Raw genomic sequence first — 16,299 nt, 5'->3', positions numbered from 1 at the left:
CATGACCAGCCCCCATCCAGACTTCCTCTGGCGCAACCCCGATCCCGCGCCGAACTATGACGTGGTGATCGTCGGCGGCGGCGGTCACGGTCTCGCCACCGCCCACTATCTGGCACGCAATCATGGGATCACCAATGTCGCTGTGCTCGAACGTGGTTGGCTCGCGGGCGGCAACATGGCGCGCAACACGACCCTGATTCGCTCCAACTACCTGTGGGACGAGAGCGCCGCGATCTACGAGCATTCCCTCAAGCTCTGGGAGGGACTCGAGGACGAGCTCGGTTATCCAATCCTGTTCAGCCAACGCGGTGTGCTCAACCTTGCACACACCGAGCAGGATGTCCGTGACTCAGTTCGCCGAGTAGAGGCCAACCGGCTCAACGGAATTGACGCCGAATGGCTCGATCCCAAACAGGTCGCCGAGGTCTGCCCTATCGTGAACACCTCCGCCGACATCCGCTACCCGGTACTCGGTGCCACATTTCAGCCGCGCGGCGGGATCGCCAAGCACGACTGGGTCGCATGGGGATTCGCGCGCAACGCAAGCGACGCCGGGGTCGACATCATCCAGAACTGCGAGGTCTTCGGGTTCGAGACCGACGGGGGCAGGATCACCGCGGTCGATACCAGCCGCGGGCGTATCGGAGCAGGCACCGTAGCGCTGTGCGCCGCAGGCCACACGTCGACACTCGCCGACCCGCTCGGCATCGACCTTCCCCTGCAGAGCCACCCGCTGCAGGCACTCGTCTCCGAACTCCTCGAACCCGTACACCCCACCGTCGTGATGTCCAACGCGGTGCACGTGTACGTATCGCAGGCGCACAAGGGTGAGCTGGTGATGGGAGCGGGCGTCGACTCGTACAACGGATACGGCCAGCGCGGCGCCTTCCACATCATCGAACGCCAGATGGCGGCTGCCGTCGAACTGTTCCCGATCTTCGGCCGAGCCAGGCTGCTACGGACATGGGCGGGCATCGTCGACGTCACGCCCGACGCCTCACCGATCCTCGGCGCCACACCGTACGACAATCTGTTCCTCAACTGTGGCTGGGGCACAGGTGGTTTCAAGGCAACACCGGCCGTCGGCTGGTGCCTCGCGCATACCGTCGCGACCGGTGCACCACATCCGATCAACGCGCCGTTCACCATCGAGCGCTTCACCACCGGAGAGCTCATCGACGAACACGGCGCCGCAGCGGTAGCGCACTGAAACCCCGTTACTGAAAACGCAGCCACTGAGTACCAGGAGATCCGTTGCAACTCATCACCTGCCCGCACTGCGGGCCACGCGAAGAAGTCGAGTTCCACTACGGTGCCGCGGCGGGCGTCGCCTACCCCGGCCAGCCGGCCGACCTCGACGACGCCGCGTGGGCGCGCTATCTGTTCTCCCGCCCCAACCCGAAAGGCGCACTGACAGAACGCTGGTGCCACAGCGCAGGTTGTCGGCAGTGGTTCACCGTCCAGCGCGACACCGTCACCTACGCGATCGTGCCGACGCCGTCCGAGGAGACCGCCCGATGACGCAGACCTTCCGCACTCCGTCCGGCGGACGAGTCGATCGCAATTCACCCATCGACTTCGTCTTCGACGGTGCCACCTACACCGGTTACGCCGGCGACTCACTGGCATCGGCATTGTTGGCAAACGGAGTTCGCTCGATCACCAGCAGCGTGATACTCCACCGCTCCCGCGGCGTCACGGGTTCGTGGGCCGAAGATGCCACCGCGCAGATCGGCGTCGACGCTCCGTACAGCGAACCGATGGTCCCCGCGACCACAGTCGAGTTGAGCCCCGGACTCGTCGCGCACGGTGTCCCGGGACTGGGGCGCTTGTCGTTCGACGTCGACACCGCCCGCTACGACTCGCTGCACCACCATCCCGACCTGCTCGTCGTCGGCGCCGGACCCGCAGGCCTCATGGCGGCGCTGATCGCCGGCCGCGCAGGTCTGCAGGTCATGCTCCTCGACGAGCGCGCCGAGCCCGGAGGCGCAACACCGTGGGCACCCTGGGTAGCCGAGGCCGTCGCCGAGTTCGACTCACTGCCCACCACCACCCGACTGATCCGCACCACCGCATTCGGTGCATACGACGACGGGTTCGTCCTCGCTGTCGAGCGACGCACCGACCATCTGGGAACGGAAGCACCACAGCACATCTCACGACAGCGCATTCATCGCATCCGCGCGCGGCACACCGTCGTCGCCGCAGGCGCGCACGAACGTCCGATCATCTTCGGCAACAACGACCTACCCGGCGTCATGCTTGCCGGTGCCGCCGCCGATTACCTCCGCCGGTACGGCGTTCTCGTTGGCACGAGCGCCGTCCTCTTCACCGCCTGCGACGCCGCGTACGACGCCGCTTTCGCGTTGGCGCAGGAAGGAGTCGACGTCCGTGCGATCGTCGACGTACGGGCAACCGTGTCGACCGATCTGGCCGAATATGCTGCCGCCCTTGGCATCTCACTGCGTGCCAACGACGCCGTGGTCGAGGCTCTCGGCACCGATTCGGTAGAGGGTGTGCGCCTGCGAGATGACACGTCACTCGACTGCGACACGGTACTGGTCTCCGGAGGCTGGAATCCCGCTGCGCACCTGTGGAGTCAGCTGCGCGGTGCGCTGACCTTCGACGCCTCAGCCGCAGCCTTTCTGCCCACGGGAATGCTTCCTACCACCGAGATCGCGGGAGCGGCAGCCGGAATGCTCACCACGCCATCATGTCTGGCGGATGGGCGTCGAGCAGGACTCTCCGCCGTCCGCGCGCTCGGCGTCGTCGCACCCGAGTTCCGAGCGATCCCGCACGTCGGTGAGCGCACACCGGCCGCGACGGAAGTGTGTTGGCGGGTAGCCGAATCCGACGCCGCTACATCGTTTGTCGATCTCCAGCGCGATGCCACGGTCACCGACGTCGAGCGTGCCGTCGGCGCCGGGATGACGTCTGTGGAGCATGTCAAGCGCTACACCACGATCGGCACGGCACACGATCAGGGTAAGACGTCGGGCATCGTCGCCTCGGGCATCGTCGCTGAGTTGCTCGGCGTCGATGTCACCGCTACCGGTACGACGACATTCCGTCCGCCCTACACCCCGGTGTCATTCGCAGCGTTAGCAGGTCGCGACCGAGGCGATCGCTACGACCCGGTTCGACGAACTGCGTTGCACCACTGGCACAGTGAGCGCGGCGCGGTGTTCGAGGATGTCGGCCAGTGGAAGCGTCCGCGCTTCTATCCGCGCGGCGGCGAGGACATGGCGTCGGCCGTACTTCGTGAATGTGCCGCTGTCCGTGCGGGGGTCGGCATCCTCGACGGTTCGACGCTCGGCGTCATCGACGTCGCGGGGCGAGACGCCCCCGCCTTCCTCGACATGCTCTACACCAACATGATGAGCACGCTGCGGGTCGGCAAGATCCGCTACGGCGTGATGTGTGGACCCGACGGCATGGTCAAGGACGACGGCACCGTCATGCGCATCGCGGACGACCGCTACACCGTCTACACCACCACCGGAAACGCGGCGACCATCCTCGACTGGATGGAGGAGTGGCACCAGACCGAATGGCCGGAGCTGCAGGTGTTCACCACCTCGCTGACCGATCACGTAGCGACGTTCCCCGTCGCGGGTCCGCGGTCTCGCGACGTCGTGGGTGCCGTGTTCGACGACCTCGACGTGGACAACGACGCGTTCGGCTTCATGGACTGGCGCGATACGACTCTCGACGGCGTTCCGATCCGTATCGGGCGCGTCAGCTTCTCCGGCGAGCTCGCCTACGAGGTCAACGTCGCCGCGGGATACGCACTCGACGTGTGGTGTGCACTCCTCGACGCCGGTGAACGATACGAGATCACGCCGTACGGAACCGAGACCATGCACGTGCTGCGCGCCGAGAAGGGGTACCCCATCATCGGCCAGGACACCGACGGGACTGTCACGCCACACGACCTCGGCATGAGATGGGTGGTGTCGAAGAAGAAGTCCGACTTCATCGGAAAGCGCTCGTTCTCCCGTGCCTCCGACCGTAATCCGTTGCGCAAGCACTTCATCGGGCTGCTGCCGACCGATGCGTCAACGGTGTTGCCGGAGGGATCGCAGATCGTCGCGCACAATCCGGACGGCACGCTGCCACCGCCACCCGTTCCGATGCTCGGACACGTCACCTCCAGCTACCTCAGCGCCGAGCTCGGACGGCCGTTCGCACTAGCGCTCCTGAAGGGTGGCCGGGATCTGGTCGGTTCACGGCTGTCGGTGCCCGTCGGTGATCGCCTTGTCGAGGTCGAGGTCACCTCACCAGTCTTCGTCGACCAGGAAGGAACACGTCGTGATGGCTGACATCTCGCTTACACCGCGCTCGCCGCTGACCGGTTGGCAGGAGGTATTCGACGCGCTCGCCCCCGCGGTGCAGCTGACTGAAACCCCTGTGGCGCAGTCAATCGTCCGCACTTCCGATGCCGATGCGATCGCACGACTCGACCTGCCGGGCGTCTGCGAACTACGACGCCACGACGGTGAGGTCGCGGTCTGGCTCGGCCCCACCGAGTGGCTGCTCTATCGCGAGGGAGTCTCGGGCCACGACCTCGTCGACGACGTCGTATCCCGCGCGGGCGACAACGCATACGTCCTGGATGCGACGGCGCAGCGTACCCGGCTCGTCCTCGGCGGACCCCACGCCCGCACGATCCTGGCCCACGGTTGTGCAGTTGATCTGTCCGACAGCGGATTTTCGCCCGACCGCGCAGTCTCGACGCTACTCGCCCAGACGGGCGTCGTGATCCACCGCGACGAACACGACGACACGTACACCCTCTTCGTGCGCTCGTCGTTCGCCGACTACTTGGCCGATTGGCTCGTCGACGCCGCGACCGAATATGCGGCTGCGTCAGCCACTGACATGACCCCCTCGACCTGAAAGCCCACCATGCCCTCGACCTTCACGCTGACCCTGCGGTGCCCCTCGCGCGGCGGAATCATGCACGCCATCTCGTCGTTCCTGTTCAGTCACGGCTGCGAGGTCATTGACCATCGACAATTCGACGATCCAACAACTCACACGCTCTTCGTGCGAACGGAATTCGCTTCAGCCCGGCAATCCAGCGCGGACGACATGGTCCGCGCGTTCGAGCATCTCGCCAGCGGGATCGACGCCGAGTTCGAGATCCACGATCGCACGCCCGCGCGGATCGTCGTCATGGTCTCCAAACTCGGCCACTGCCTCAACGACCTGATTTATCGTTGGCGTGCAGGAACACTCGGAGGTGAACTCGTCGCGGTCGTGTCCAACCACACCGATCTCGAACCGATGGCAACTTCCGCCGGACTCCCGTTCCGGCATCTGCCGGTATCGCCGGACACGAAGGCCGATGCCGAGGCACGACTCCTGGCAACCGTCGACGAGTTCGACGCTGATCTCGTCGTCCTCGCCCGATACATGCAGATCCTGTCCGACGAGGCTTGCGCGAAGCTGCGCGGCAGGGCGATCAACATCCACCACTCGTTCCTTCCGGGCTTCAAAGGCGCCAAGCCCTACCACCAGGCCCATCAACGCGGGGTCAAATATGTCGGCGCGACAGCACATTACGTGACAGCAGATCTCGACGAAGGCCCGATCATCGAACAGGAGGTGATCCGCATCGATCACACCCACGACCCGCGCAGGCTCGCCACGGTCGGCAGCGACGCCGAAGCCCTGGCGCTCTCCCGCGCCGTCCGCTGGCACAGCGAGAACCGCGTGCTCATGAACGGAACCAGCACCGTGGTGTTCAGCTAGCCGCCCGCCCCGCCCCACCCGCCGGTCGAGCCCCGCCCGCCGGTCGAGCCCCTACCGCCGGTCGAGCGCCTCACTCGCTGGTCGAGCCCCACCGCTGGTCGAGCCCCACCGCTGGTCGAGCCCCACCGCTGGTCGAGCTTGTCGAGACCACCCGCCGGTCGAGCGCCCCACCCGCTGGTCGAGCCCCACCGCTGGTCGACCTTGTCGAGACCACCGCCGGTCGAGCCCCACCCGCCCGTCGAGCGCTCCGCCCGCTGGTCGAGCTTGTCGAGACCACCCCCCACCAAAAGGAAACCCCATGCCCACTCCCAAAGTCGTCATCGTCGGTGCAGGCATCGTCGGCACCTCGCTGGCCGACGAGCTCACCGCGCGTGGCTGGACCGACGTGACGGTCCTCGACCGCGGGCCGCTCTTCGCCACCGGTGGATCGACCTCGCACGCACCGGGTCTCGTGTTCGCGACCAATCCGTCGAAGACGATGACCGAGCTCGCGAGCTACACCCTCGAGAAGTTCTCCACGCTCGAACATCCCGACGGCTGGTGTTTCAGTCACCTCGGAGGGCTCGAGGTGGCCACCACCGAGGCCCGCCTGGACGACCTCCACCGTAAGGCAGGCTGGGCTGCCTCGCGCGGCGTCGAACATGAGCTCCTTTCTCCTGCAGAGTGTCTCGAACGCCACCCCCTGCTCGATCCAGACCAGATCGTCGGAGGGTTCTTCACGCCGCGCGATGGTCTCGCCAAAGCGCTGCGGGCAGCGGAAGCCCAGGCGACACGGGCGATCTCACGTGGTGCGCGGTTCGTCCCGCACACCGAGGTGATCGATGTCGTCGAATGCAACGGTGAGGTACGTGGCGTCCGCACCGCGACCGGGGTAGTCGACGCCGACATCGTGGTGTGCTGCACAGGTTTTTGGGGCAGAGAGTTCGGCCGCCGCGTGGGGCTCACCATCCCTCTCGTCCCGATGGCGCATCAGTACGCGTACACCACGCCGCTGGAATCGCGCCACGGCGCCAATTCTGTTGTCGCAGAGGCCTCGCTGCCGATCCTGCGCCATCAGGACCACGACCTCTACTACCGGGAGCACGGCGACCGCCTCGGCATCGGCTACTACGGTCATCGCCCGATGCCCAGCGACGTCAACGCTCTCGACTACGACTCGACCGTCTCGCTCGAGGAGATGCCGTCGAAACTGATGTTCACGCCAGACGATTTCGCCGAAGCCTGGGACCAAACCATCACGCTCATACCAGAACTCGCGACAGGGAAGGTCGACGACGGCTTCAACGGCATCTTCTCGTTCACCCCCGACGGGCACTCCGTCGTCGGAGAACATCGCGGCCTCAAGGGATTCTGGGTCGCCGAGGCCGTGTGGGTCACACACTCCGCGGGTATCGCACGCACCGTCGCCGAGTGGATGGTCGACGGCGCGCCCAGCGTCGACACCCACGAGTTCGATCTGTACCGGTTCGAAAACGCCGCTCTCACAGACGACTACATCCTCACGACGAGTTCGCAGTCGTTCGTCGAGGTCTACGACATCATCCATCCGCACGACCAGGTTGCCGCGCCCCGCGGAGTGCGCACCAGCCCGTTCTACGACCGGCAAGCCGCGCTCGGCGCAGAGTTCTGGGTCGCGAATCTGTGGGAGCGGCCGGCGTGGTTCGAGGCCAATCAGCCGATACTCGACGAACTCGTCGCCGGTGGCCTGCAGATCCCGCTGCGCGACGCATGGTCGGCACGCAACTGGTCGCCCATCTCGGTCGCGGAAGCAGCGTGGACCCGCAGTCATGTCGCGATGTACGACATGACACCGCTGACCCGCTACGAAGTCTCCGGCCCCGGGGCCGCCGACTTCCTCCAGCGGATGACCACCAACAATGTCGACAAGTCGATCGGCTCCATCACCTACACGCTCATGCTCGACGACGAAGGCGGCGTGCGGTCGGACCTGACGGTCGCCCGCCTCGGCGCCGATCTGTTCCAGGTCGGGGCCAACGGACCGATCGACTTCGACTGGTTGTCTCGCCACCTTCCTGCCGATCGCAGCGTGACACTACGAGACATCACCGGCGCAACGTGCTGCATCGGGCTCTGGGGCCCATCGGCTCGCGACGTCGTCGCACCACTGACGCCAACCGGCCTGACCAACGACGGCCTGAAGTACTTCCGCTGCGTCCAGACAACCATTGGGTCCGTACCCGTGACACTCATGCGGGTGTCCTACGTCGGCGAGCTCGGGTGGGAGATCTACGCCGACGCCGAGTACGGCCGTGGTTTGTGGGACCTCCTCATGGCGGCGGGCGCTGAGCACCGCATCATTGCCGCGGGCCGGATCGCCTTCAATGCGCTGCGCATTGAGAAGGGCTACCGATCCGCCGGCGTCGACATGACGACCGAACACACCCCCGACGCGGCCGGGCTGAGCTTCGCCGTGAAGTCGTCGAAGCCCGAGTTCGTCGGAAAGAATGCCCTGGACCAGCGGGTATGCCCCTTGCGCCTGCGAACCCTCAAGTTCGACGACCCTGCTGCCGTGGTACTCGGGAAGGAGCCGGTCAGGGTAGACGGGGACGTCGTCGGATACGTCACGAGCGCAGGGTGGTCGCCGACGGTCGGCGCGTGTCTCGCGTACGCGTGGCTGCCGTCGGATCTGCCCGATTCCACGGCCGTTGCGGTCGATTACTTGCGCACGTCGTATGGTGCCTTAGTGATCTCGGATCCGGTGGTCGACCCCGAGATGGCTCGAATCAAGCAGTAAGTGTCCACCGCTACCTGCGAAAAGAGGCGCCATGGCGAACATGAATGATGTGCGGAAACGCTACACACTCGACCCGGTGGTGTTCGGTGCGACGGCAGCACTGATCATCGCGTTTCTCATCTGGGGTCTTATCAAGCCCCATAATCTCGCGTCCGTCTCGTCGACCGTCCTCGACTGGATCACCAGCAACCTCGGTTGGCTGTTCATCCTCACCGCAACCGGTTTCGTCATCTTCGCAATCTGGCTCGCCCTGAGTAAGTACGGGCGCATTCCGCTCGGCAAGGACGGCGACAAACCCGAGTACCGCACGGTGAGCTGGATCGCGATGATGTTCAGCGCAGGCATGGGCATCGGCTTGATGTTCTTCGGCGCATACGAACCACTGTTCCACTTCGTCAAGGCACCGCCCGGATACTCCGCTCGCGACGTACAGGTTGCGATGGCAACCACCATGTTCCACTGGGGATTTCATCCGTGGGCGATGTACGCAGTCGTCGGCTTGGCCATCGCATACTCCACCTATCGCCTTGGCCGAAGCCAGCTCATGAGTGCGGTTTTCGCTCCGCTACTTGGCAATTCGGCGAATGGCCCAGTCGGCAAGATCATTGACATCCTCGCGATCTTCGCGACGCTGTTCGGAACCGTCGCCTCACTGGGACTCGGTGCGCTGCAAATCGGTTCGGGCCTGGACAAGGTCGGTTGGGTGAAGAATCCGTCGACCATGGTCCTCGTGACGATCATCGCGGTGCTGACCGCCGCTTTCGTCGCGTCGGCCGTGTCGGGTATCGCCAAGGGAATTCAGTGGCTGTCGAACATCAACATGGTGTTGGCGCTGATCCTCGCGGTGTTCGTGTTCGTCGTTGGCCCCACCGTATTCATCCTCAACCTCCTGCCCACCACGATGGGCGCCTACGCCAACGACGCCCTCGGCTTCTCCGCACGATCCGGCGCGACGGTCGACGCCGACGGTGAGAGCTGGCTGGCATCGTGGACCATCTTCTACTGGGCATGGTGGGTGTCCTGGACCCCCTTCGTCGGTATGTTCCTGGCGAAGATCTCCAAGGGCCGCACCATCCGTGAGTTCGTCGTCGGCGTGATGATCGTGCCAACTGTGGTGTCGCTGTTGTGGTTCTGCATCTTCGGCGGATCGGCGATACGTGAATTCACCGACGGCAAGCTGCCTTTCGATCCCGACACCAGCGCCAGCGAGGACACGCTCTTCGACGTCTTGGCCAACATGCCCTGGACGGCGATAGCCTCCGCGCTCGTCATGATTCTGGTCGCCATCTTCTTGTCTCCGGCGCGGATTCGGCGTCGTTGGTGATGGGTACGCTCTCGCAACGCGGTTCGCCCGAACCGAGTAGGTGGATTACCATCTTCTGGGGTGTATCCACCGGCGCGGTCGCCGCGGTGCTGCTCGCGGTCAGCGGCGACGACGGGCTCAACGGCATCAAACAGATGGCGATCATCGCTGCGCTGCCGTTCGTGTTGGTGATGGTCGGCATGTGCGTGTCGCTGTACATGGATTTGCGCCGCGACCCGTTGATCGTCGCTCGTGGTCTGCTCTCCGATCGCGTCGACGAGCACATCCGCGAAGAGGCTGTCAAGATCGAGACCAGCGAGTTCGCGGTGCTCGACCCCGAAACCGGCGACCCGATCGCTCCCTTCGTCAACGGCACCGTCGAAACCATCCCGTCCGCAACGGAAGACGCGGGAACTACGGAAGGCAAGAGAACCGAATGACCCAACCGCTCGCGGGGCTGATCGGCACGCATCAGCTCTACATCGACGGCACGTGGCGCCCCGCCTCCGACGGCGGCGTCCGCGCGCTGATCAACCCTGCGAACGGCACCGAGTTCATCTCTGTCGACGAGGCTAGCTCCGACGACGCGACAGCCGCCGTCACCGCTGCACGTACGACGTTCGACGACGGCAAATGGCCTGCGACGCCGGTCGCCGAGCGAGCAGCGCTTCTACGCCGTATCGCCGACCTGTTGGTCCGCGACAAAGCAGACCTCGCATACATCGAGACACTCGACACCGGAAAGACGTTGGCGGAGAGTGAGATCGACATCGACGACGTCGAGTCGGTGTTCCGCTACTACGCCTCGCTCGTCGAGACGTCTGCCGATCGGCTCGTCGACGTCGGCAACCCCGCCGTGATCAGCCGAGTGGTGCGCGAGCCGATCGGGGTCTGCGTTCTCATCGCGCCCTGGAACTATCCGCTCCTGCAGATCTCGTGGAAGATCGCCCCCGCGCTCGCAGCAGGTTGCACCATGGTCGCCAAACCCAGTGAGGTGACGCCCCTTTCGACGATCGCTTTCGTCAGGCTGTGCGAGGAGGCAGGAGTCCCCGCCGGGGTACTCAACCTGGTGCAGGGGTCCGGAGCCGTTCTCGGTCCCGCGCTCACCGACAACCCCGACGTCGACTTCATCTCGTTCACGGGCGGCCTGCAGACCGGCATTGTGATCTCGGAGACCGCCGCCAAACACGTCACCAAGGTCGCCGTCGAACTCGGCGGAAAGAACCCGCACATCGTCTTCGACGACGCCGACTGGGAATCGTCGGTCGACCAGGTACTCACCGGGGTGTTCCTACACTCGGGCCAGGTGTGCTCGTCGGGCACACGGCTCATCGTGCAGTCCTCCATCGCCGACGACTTCGTCGACGCTCTCGTCCAGCGCGCCTGCACCATTCGCATGGGCGACGGACTCGATCCGACCAGCGAGACCGGCCCCCTGGTGTCGCAGGCACAACTCGACAAGATGCACGCCTACGTGGCGTCGGCCAAGGACGAAGGCGCCGTGCTGCGTTGCGGCGGCGGACGGCCGGATCGCGACGATCTCGATCCGGGCGGATACTTCTTCTCCCCCACCATCTTCGACCACTGCGACCGGTCTATGACGATCGTCCGCGACGAGACTTTCGGACCGATCCTCACCGTCGAACGATTCGAGACCGAGGAGCAGGCGCTCACACTCGGAAACGACACCGCATACGGTTTGGCCGCGGGAGTCCGCACCTCCGACGCCGCGCTCGGCGAACGGATGGTTCGCGGTCTGCGACACGGAACCGTGTGGCTCAACGACTTCGGCTACTACACACCAGCCGCCGAATGGGGAGGATTCGGCAAGTCCGGCAACGGACGCGAACTGGGCCCGACTGGGCTCGCGGAATACCAAGAAACAAAGCACATCTGGCACAACACCGCGCCGTCGGCGTCGCGGTGGTTCGGACCGGAATGATCACGCGATGAGGAACAATGGCCACAGAGTCTACGCCGACAACCACTTCCGAGGCCGACGGCCTCGAAGACTTCGGATACAAACAGTCGCTCGACCGTAGTATCGGCAAGTTCGCCAGCTTCGCCGCGGGCGTCAGCTACATCTCCATTCTTACCGGGACCTTCCAGCTGTTCTACTTCGGCTTCGGGACCGCAGGACCGGCTTATCTCTGGTCGTGGCCGATCGTCTTCGTCGGACAGCTCTGTGTCGCACTGTGTTTCATGGAGCTCGCAGCCAAGTACCCGGTCGCAGGGTCGGTATACAACTGGGCAAAGCGATTGGGCACGCAGTTGGTTGGGTGGTCGGCGGGCTGGTTGATGCTCACGGCGTCGATCGTCACCCTGGCCGCCGTCGTGTTGGCGCTACAGCTCAATCTGCCGAGACTGTGGAGCGGTTTCCAGATCTACGGCGACGGTTCCACGCCGACGTCGTACGCGGTCAACGCGGTGATCCTCGGCTCGATCCTGGTGGCCCTCACCACCGCCATCAACGCGTGGAGCGTACGGCTCATGGCATTGATCAACAGTGTCGGCGTCTTCGTCGAACTCATCGCAGCCGTACTCATCGCAATCATCCTGGCGTGCAACGTGACCCGCGGCCCGCAGGTCTTCTTTTCCACACACGGGTACGGGGCAGGCGAGAGTGGCGGCTACCTTGGTGCATTCCTCGTCGCGTCGCTGGCGTCGGGTTATGTGATGTACGGCTTCGACACCGCCAGTTCGCTCGGCGAGGAGACCGTCGAACCACGACGCACCGCGCCGAAGGCGATCCTGCGCGCGATTCTTGCGTCGTTCGTCATCGGCGGTGCGATACTCGTTTTCGCGATCATGGCCGGCCCGGATCTTGACGATCCCAAGCTTGGTCAGCCAGACGGCAGCCTGCAGTACATCGTCGAAACCGTGATGTGGGGACCGCTGGGCAAGATCTTCCTCGTCGCCATCGTCATCGCGGTCGTCGTCTGCTCACTCGCCGTGCACACGGCGGCGATCCGATTGATGTTTGCGATGGCCCGCGACAACGCGCTGCCCTTCGGCTCTCATCTGGCCAAGGTCGACCCGAAGCGTCAGACTCCGGTCATTCCCGCTTTCGTCATCGGAATTCTCGCGGTGCTGATACTGGTGATCAACATCGGTCAGCCGAAGATCTTCACGGTGCTGACGTCGATCGCGATCATCATGATCTACCTCGCATATCTGTTGGTCACGATGCCCATGCTGCTCAAGCGTTTTCGAGGTGAGTGGCCACCGAAGGATCTCGCCGAGGGCGGCTACTTCACGATGGGGCGGTGGGGTCTGGCGGTGAACCTGCTGGCCGTCGTCTGGGGCATTGGAATGGCACTGAACCTGGCATGGCCGCGCTCTGCGGTGTACGGCACACCGTGGTTCAACACATGGGGTGCATTCGTCTATATCGGCATCATCCTCGGGCTCGGGTTGCTCTGGTACTTCACCGTCGGACGTCGGAACATCGGTGTACTGGCATCGCATTCGAGCACCAACGACATCGCCACGGAGGCCGCGCAGTGATCACCTACGACTACGTGATCGCCGGAGGTGGAACCGCCGGATGTGTTCTTACCGCACGACTTTCCGAAGATCCCGACGTAACTGTCTGTCTGATCGAAGCCGGACCGAGTGACGTCGACGATCCGGCGATCCTGGTGTTGGCCGACTGGATGCACCTGCTCGACTCCGGCTACGACTGGGACTACCCAGTCGAACCGCAGGAGAAGGGCAACAGCTTCCTGCGACACGCCAGGGCCAAGGTGCTCGGCGGATGTTCGTCGCACAACTCGTGTATCGCCTTCTGGCCTCTCGCGCAGGGACTACGGGACTGGGAGTCGATGGGCGCGACCGGTTGGGGGCCCGAAGCCGTACTGCCTTACGTCGCACGCGTGGAGAACAACGTCGCTGACGGGACATACCAGGGCTATCCGCACGGACACGACGGCCCGGTCCGACTGCGCGATGTGCCACCCAATGACCTCTGCGGGCAAGCGGTTTTGGATGCCGCCGCCAAACTCGGCCTCGACACCGTCGCGTTCAATCGCGACGAATGGCACTTGAATGCCGCCGGCTGGCTGCAGATCAACGCGAACGAAGCGGGCGAACGCATGTCGTCGTCGCACGCCTACCTGCATCCGATCCTCGACAAGCGGCCCAATCTGACTGTGCTGACGAACAGTTGGGTCAGCGAGATCGTCATCGACGACACCTTGCGCGCCACCGGCGTCACGTTCCTGCGGCCGGATCTCAGCGGATACGACACCGTCGACGCGCGACGCGAGGTCATCGTGACCGCGGGCGCTATCGACACTCCGAAGCTGTTGATGCTCAGCGGGATCGGACCGGCGGATCACCTGCGCGAGGTCGGAGTGGAGGTGCGTGTCGACTCGCCCGGCGTCGGCGAGAACCTCGACGACCACGTCGAGGGCCTGGTGTTCTGGGAGGCGTCCCAGCCGATGGTCACCGAGTCGACGCAGTGGTGGGAGATCGGCCTCTTTGCCACCACACGTGACGGCCTCGACTACTCGGACCTGATGATGCACTACGGCAGCGTGCCGTTCGACATGAACACACTCCGATGGGGCTACCCCACCACGGAGTCGGGGTTCTGCCTCACACCCAATGTGACGCAGGGACTTTCCCGGGGAACGGTGCGACTGCGGTCGCGCGACTTCCGCGACCGGCCCCGGGTTGACCCGCGCTATTTCACCGATCCCGAGGGCCACGACGAGCAGGTGATGCTCGCCGGTATACGGCTCGCGCGTGAGATCGGCGCGCAGAGTCCGTTGTCGGAGTGGGTGTCTCGCGAACTCGCACCGGGACTCGACGCCGTGACCGACGACGAGCTGATCGACTATATGCACAAGACACACAACACCGTGTACCACCCCGCGGGTACCGCGAGGATGGGCGCGGCGTCGGATCCGCTGGCGGTGCTCGATCCCGAGCTGCGGGTGAAGGGGGTTGCGGGCCTGCGGGTTGTCGACGCGTCGGCGATGCCCAAACTGCCCGTCGTCAACCCGAACATCACAGTGATGACCATGGCGGAGAAGTGCGCGGACCTCATCAAGGAGGCGAACCGAAGCCGATGAGCGCTCACCCGTGTCGAGTTCGCCTGGTACGTACACAAGTCGTACCTCAGCGCGAGGCCGAGGAGATTATTTCGATGGCGGCCCGCTCACGACCAGATTGTGTACGTGCAGATTGGGTAAGTGGCCAGCAGCCTCAACCCAACGGAATCGACAGGTAGGCTCATGAGCATCATGTCCACCGACGCACCCGACCACGACAAGTCCGCAGGTGGCGCCGTGCAGTCCGTCGACCGCGCGCTGCAGATCATGGAGCTGATCGCCGACGCGGGCGCCGCCGGCATCACCGAACTGTCAGTCGCTCTCGGAGTCCACAAGTCGACGGTCTCACGGATCGTGGCATCGCTGGAATCGCGCGGCTTCGTCGAGCAGGCGCTGGGTGGCCGGAAGTATCGCATCGGCTTCACTGTTGTGCGATTGGCCGGATCGACTACCGCCACAATGGATCTCGCCAAGCTCGGTCAGGACGTCTGCGACGACGTGGCCAGGAGGACCGGGGAGACAACCAATCTCGCTGTCCTCGACGCCGCGCAGGCCATCAACGTGGTCGAGTCGCAGGGCTCTTCGAGCGTTGCACTGAAGACCTGGATCGGGCAGCCGTCACCCGCGCACGCCACGTCGTCGGGGAAGGCGCTGCTCACCGGCTTGAGCGAACGAGAACTCCGCCTGCTCTACTCCGACGAACTACCGGGCTTCACCGACAACACCATCACCGACCTCGATCAGCTCATCGCCGACCTCGAAGCCTCGTCCGCCCGCGGTTGGGCGCTGGCTGACGAGGAGCTCGAGGTCGGGCTCGTCGCACTCGCCGCCCCGGTCCGCGACAGCACCGGCGCCGTGGTCTCGGCGCTGAGCATCTCGGGCCCGCGCTACCGCCTCGACCCCGCCGACGCCCCCCATCTCGCCGAGGGCGTCGTCCGCGCCGCCGACACGGTCAGCCGCCGCCTGGGCTACCGCGGCTGACGCCCGTCGCCGCTCGCTGGTCGAGCTTGTCGAGACCACCCCGCTGCGAGCACCTACGCCCCGCCTTGTCGGTTGCGTGAGAGTTGTTGCAGCAGCACGTAATCCCCAGCAATGAGAGCCTTCCGTTTCCCACGGGACCAGTTCTGGACGCGCTTCTCCAACGTGTACGCCTCTGCGATGGTCGAGCATTCGTGTTGATAAACAAGCCGAACTGGCAGCCGGCAGCGCGTGTAGCGACTCCCCTGCCCGGAGTTGTGCTGCTCGACTCTGGACTCGACGTTCCGTGTGCTGCCCACGTAGTAGCTGCCGTCAGAGCACTCGAGGATGTACATGTAGCCGCTCATCCGACAACTATGCGCCCACAGATCTGCTGCCGAGATTCTCTATCCACAGGCCGCTTGGTGGTCTCGACAAGCTCGACCAGCGGGTAGAGGCTCGACCAGCGG

At 64.7% G+C, this 16,299-nt stretch carries 11 protein-coding genes and 1 pseudogene; 11 read left to right on the top strand and 1 reads right to left on the bottom strand.

Annotated elements, in window-relative coordinates; genetic code table 11:
- Position 1 precedes the first annotated feature (1 nt).
- From GOSPT_RS16815 to GOSPT_RS16760, 11 genes and pseudogenes are all read left to right on the top strand, one after another.
- Complete coding sequence (locus GOSPT_RS16815; RefSeq protein ID WP_005207633.1) at positions 2 to 1,210, top strand: sarcosine oxidase subunit beta family protein; 1,209 nt, start codon at positions 2 to 4, stop codon at positions 1,208 to 1,210.
- 44 nt (positions 1,211 to 1,254) lie between these two features.
- Positions 1,255 to 1,521, top strand: coding sequence for a sarcosine oxidase subunit delta (locus GOSPT_RS16810; RefSeq protein WP_005207632.1), 267 nt, complete (start codon positions 1,255 to 1,257; stop codon positions 1,519 to 1,521).
- Entirely contained in the window at positions 1,518 to 4,322 is a 2,805-nt protein-coding gene (locus tag GOSPT_RS16805; protein ID WP_005207631.1) for a 2Fe-2S iron-sulfur cluster-binding protein, read from the top strand. Before GOSPT_RS16810 ends, GOSPT_RS16805 begins: the two co-directional genes overlap by 4 nt.
- Positions 4,315 to 4,899 (top strand): sarcosine oxidase subunit gamma, encoded by a 585-nt coding sequence (locus tag GOSPT_RS16800; RefSeq protein ID WP_005207630.1) that lies wholly within the window; start codon positions 4,315 to 4,317, stop codon positions 4,897 to 4,899. Before GOSPT_RS16805 ends, GOSPT_RS16800 begins: the two co-directional genes overlap by 8 nt.
- 9 nt (positions 4,900 to 4,908) lie before the next feature.
- Complete coding sequence (purU, locus tag GOSPT_RS16795; RefSeq protein WP_005207629.1) at positions 4,909 to 5,757, top strand: formyltetrahydrofolate deformylase; 849 nt, start codon at positions 4,909 to 4,911, stop codon at positions 5,755 to 5,757.
- A gap of 298 nt (positions 5,758 to 6,055) precedes the next feature.
- The gene (locus GOSPT_RS16785; protein ID WP_005207627.1) at positions 6,056 to 8,512 is read left to right on the top strand and encodes a GcvT family protein; all 2,457 of its coding nucleotides are present in this window, start codon (positions 6,056 to 6,058) and stop codon (positions 8,510 to 8,512) included.
- Between the two features lie 31 nt (positions 8,513 to 8,543).
- Positions 8,544 to 10,255: pseudogene (locus GOSPT_RS16780) on the top strand (BCCT family transporter).
- The gene (locus tag GOSPT_RS16775; protein WP_005207624.1) at positions 10,252 to 11,757 is read left to right on the top strand and encodes an aldehyde dehydrogenase family protein; all 1,506 of its coding nucleotides are present in this window, start codon (positions 10,252 to 10,254) and stop codon (positions 11,755 to 11,757) included. The pseudogene GOSPT_RS16780 and the gene GOSPT_RS16775 overlap by 4 nt, the downstream one beginning before the upstream one ends.
- 17 nt (positions 11,758 to 11,774) lie before the next feature.
- A complete protein-coding gene (locus GOSPT_RS16770; RefSeq protein WP_005207623.1) occupies positions 11,775 to 13,322 on the top strand; it encodes an APC family permease in 1,548 nt (515 codons plus the stop codon).
- Positions 13,319 to 14,893 carry a GMC family oxidoreductase gene (locus tag GOSPT_RS16765; RefSeq protein ID WP_005207622.1) on the top strand — a complete coding sequence of 525 codons (1,575 nt, stop codon included), beginning with the start codon at positions 13,319 to 13,321 and terminating at the stop codon, positions 14,891 to 14,893. Before GOSPT_RS16770 ends, GOSPT_RS16765 begins: the two co-directional genes overlap by 4 nt.
- A gap of 162 nt (positions 14,894 to 15,055) precedes the next feature.
- The gene (locus GOSPT_RS16760; protein ID WP_005207621.1) at positions 15,056 to 15,853 is read left to right on the top strand and encodes an IclR family transcriptional regulator; all 798 of its coding nucleotides are present in this window, start codon (positions 15,056 to 15,058) and stop codon (positions 15,851 to 15,853) included.
- 53 nt (positions 15,854 to 15,906) lie between these two features.
- Here GOSPT_RS16760 and GOSPT_RS16755 read toward each other — a convergent pair whose 3' ends face one another.
- Positions 15,907 to 16,197: a GIY-YIG nuclease family protein gene (locus GOSPT_RS16755; RefSeq protein WP_005207619.1), complete on the bottom strand. Its 291-nt coding sequence runs from the start codon at positions 16,195 to 16,197 to the stop codon at positions 15,907 to 15,909.
- Positions 16,198 to 16,299 lie beyond the last annotated feature (102 nt).

The organism is Gordonia sputi NBRC 100414 (assembly GCF_000248055.1).
Taxonomy (GTDB): Bacteria; Actinomycetota; Actinomycetes; order Mycobacteriales; family Mycobacteriaceae; genus Gordonia; species Gordonia sputi.
This window is presented reverse-complemented; position numbering and strand designations above follow the sequence as displayed.

Bases quoted from the DNA above. Each gene is read 5' to 3' on its own strand.
- GOSPT_RS16815 (WP_005207633.1), top strand. From the start codon at position 2: ATGACCAGCCCCCATCCAGACTTCCTCTGGCGCAACCCCGATCCCGCG.
- GOSPT_RS16805 (WP_005207631.1), top strand. From the start codon at position 1,518: ATGACGCAGACCTTCCGCACTCCGTCCGGCGGACGAGTCGATCGCAAT.
- GOSPT_RS16800 (WP_005207630.1), top strand. From the start codon at position 4,315: ATGGCTGACATCTCGCTTACACCGCGCTCGCCGCTGACCGGTTGGCAG.
- purU (WP_005207629.1), top strand. From the start codon at position 4,909: ATGCCCTCGACCTTCACGCTGACCCTGCGGTGCCCCTCGCGCGGCGGA.
- GOSPT_RS16785 (WP_005207627.1), top strand. From the start codon at position 6,056: ATGCCCACTCCCAAAGTCGTCATCGTCGGTGCAGGCATCGTCGGCACC.
- GOSPT_RS16775 (WP_005207624.1), top strand. From the start codon at position 10,252: ATGACCCAACCGCTCGCGGGGCTGATCGGCACGCATCAGCTCTACATC.
- GOSPT_RS16770 (WP_005207623.1), top strand. From the start codon at position 11,775: ATGGCCACAGAGTCTACGCCGACAACCACTTCCGAGGCCGACGGCCTC.
- GOSPT_RS16760 (WP_005207621.1), top strand. From the start codon at position 15,056: ATGAGCATCATGTCCACCGACGCACCCGACCACGACAAGTCCGCAGGT.
- GOSPT_RS16755 (WP_005207619.1), bottom strand. From the start codon at position 16,197: ATGAGCGGCTACATGTACATCCTCGAGTGCTCTGACGGCAGCTACTAC.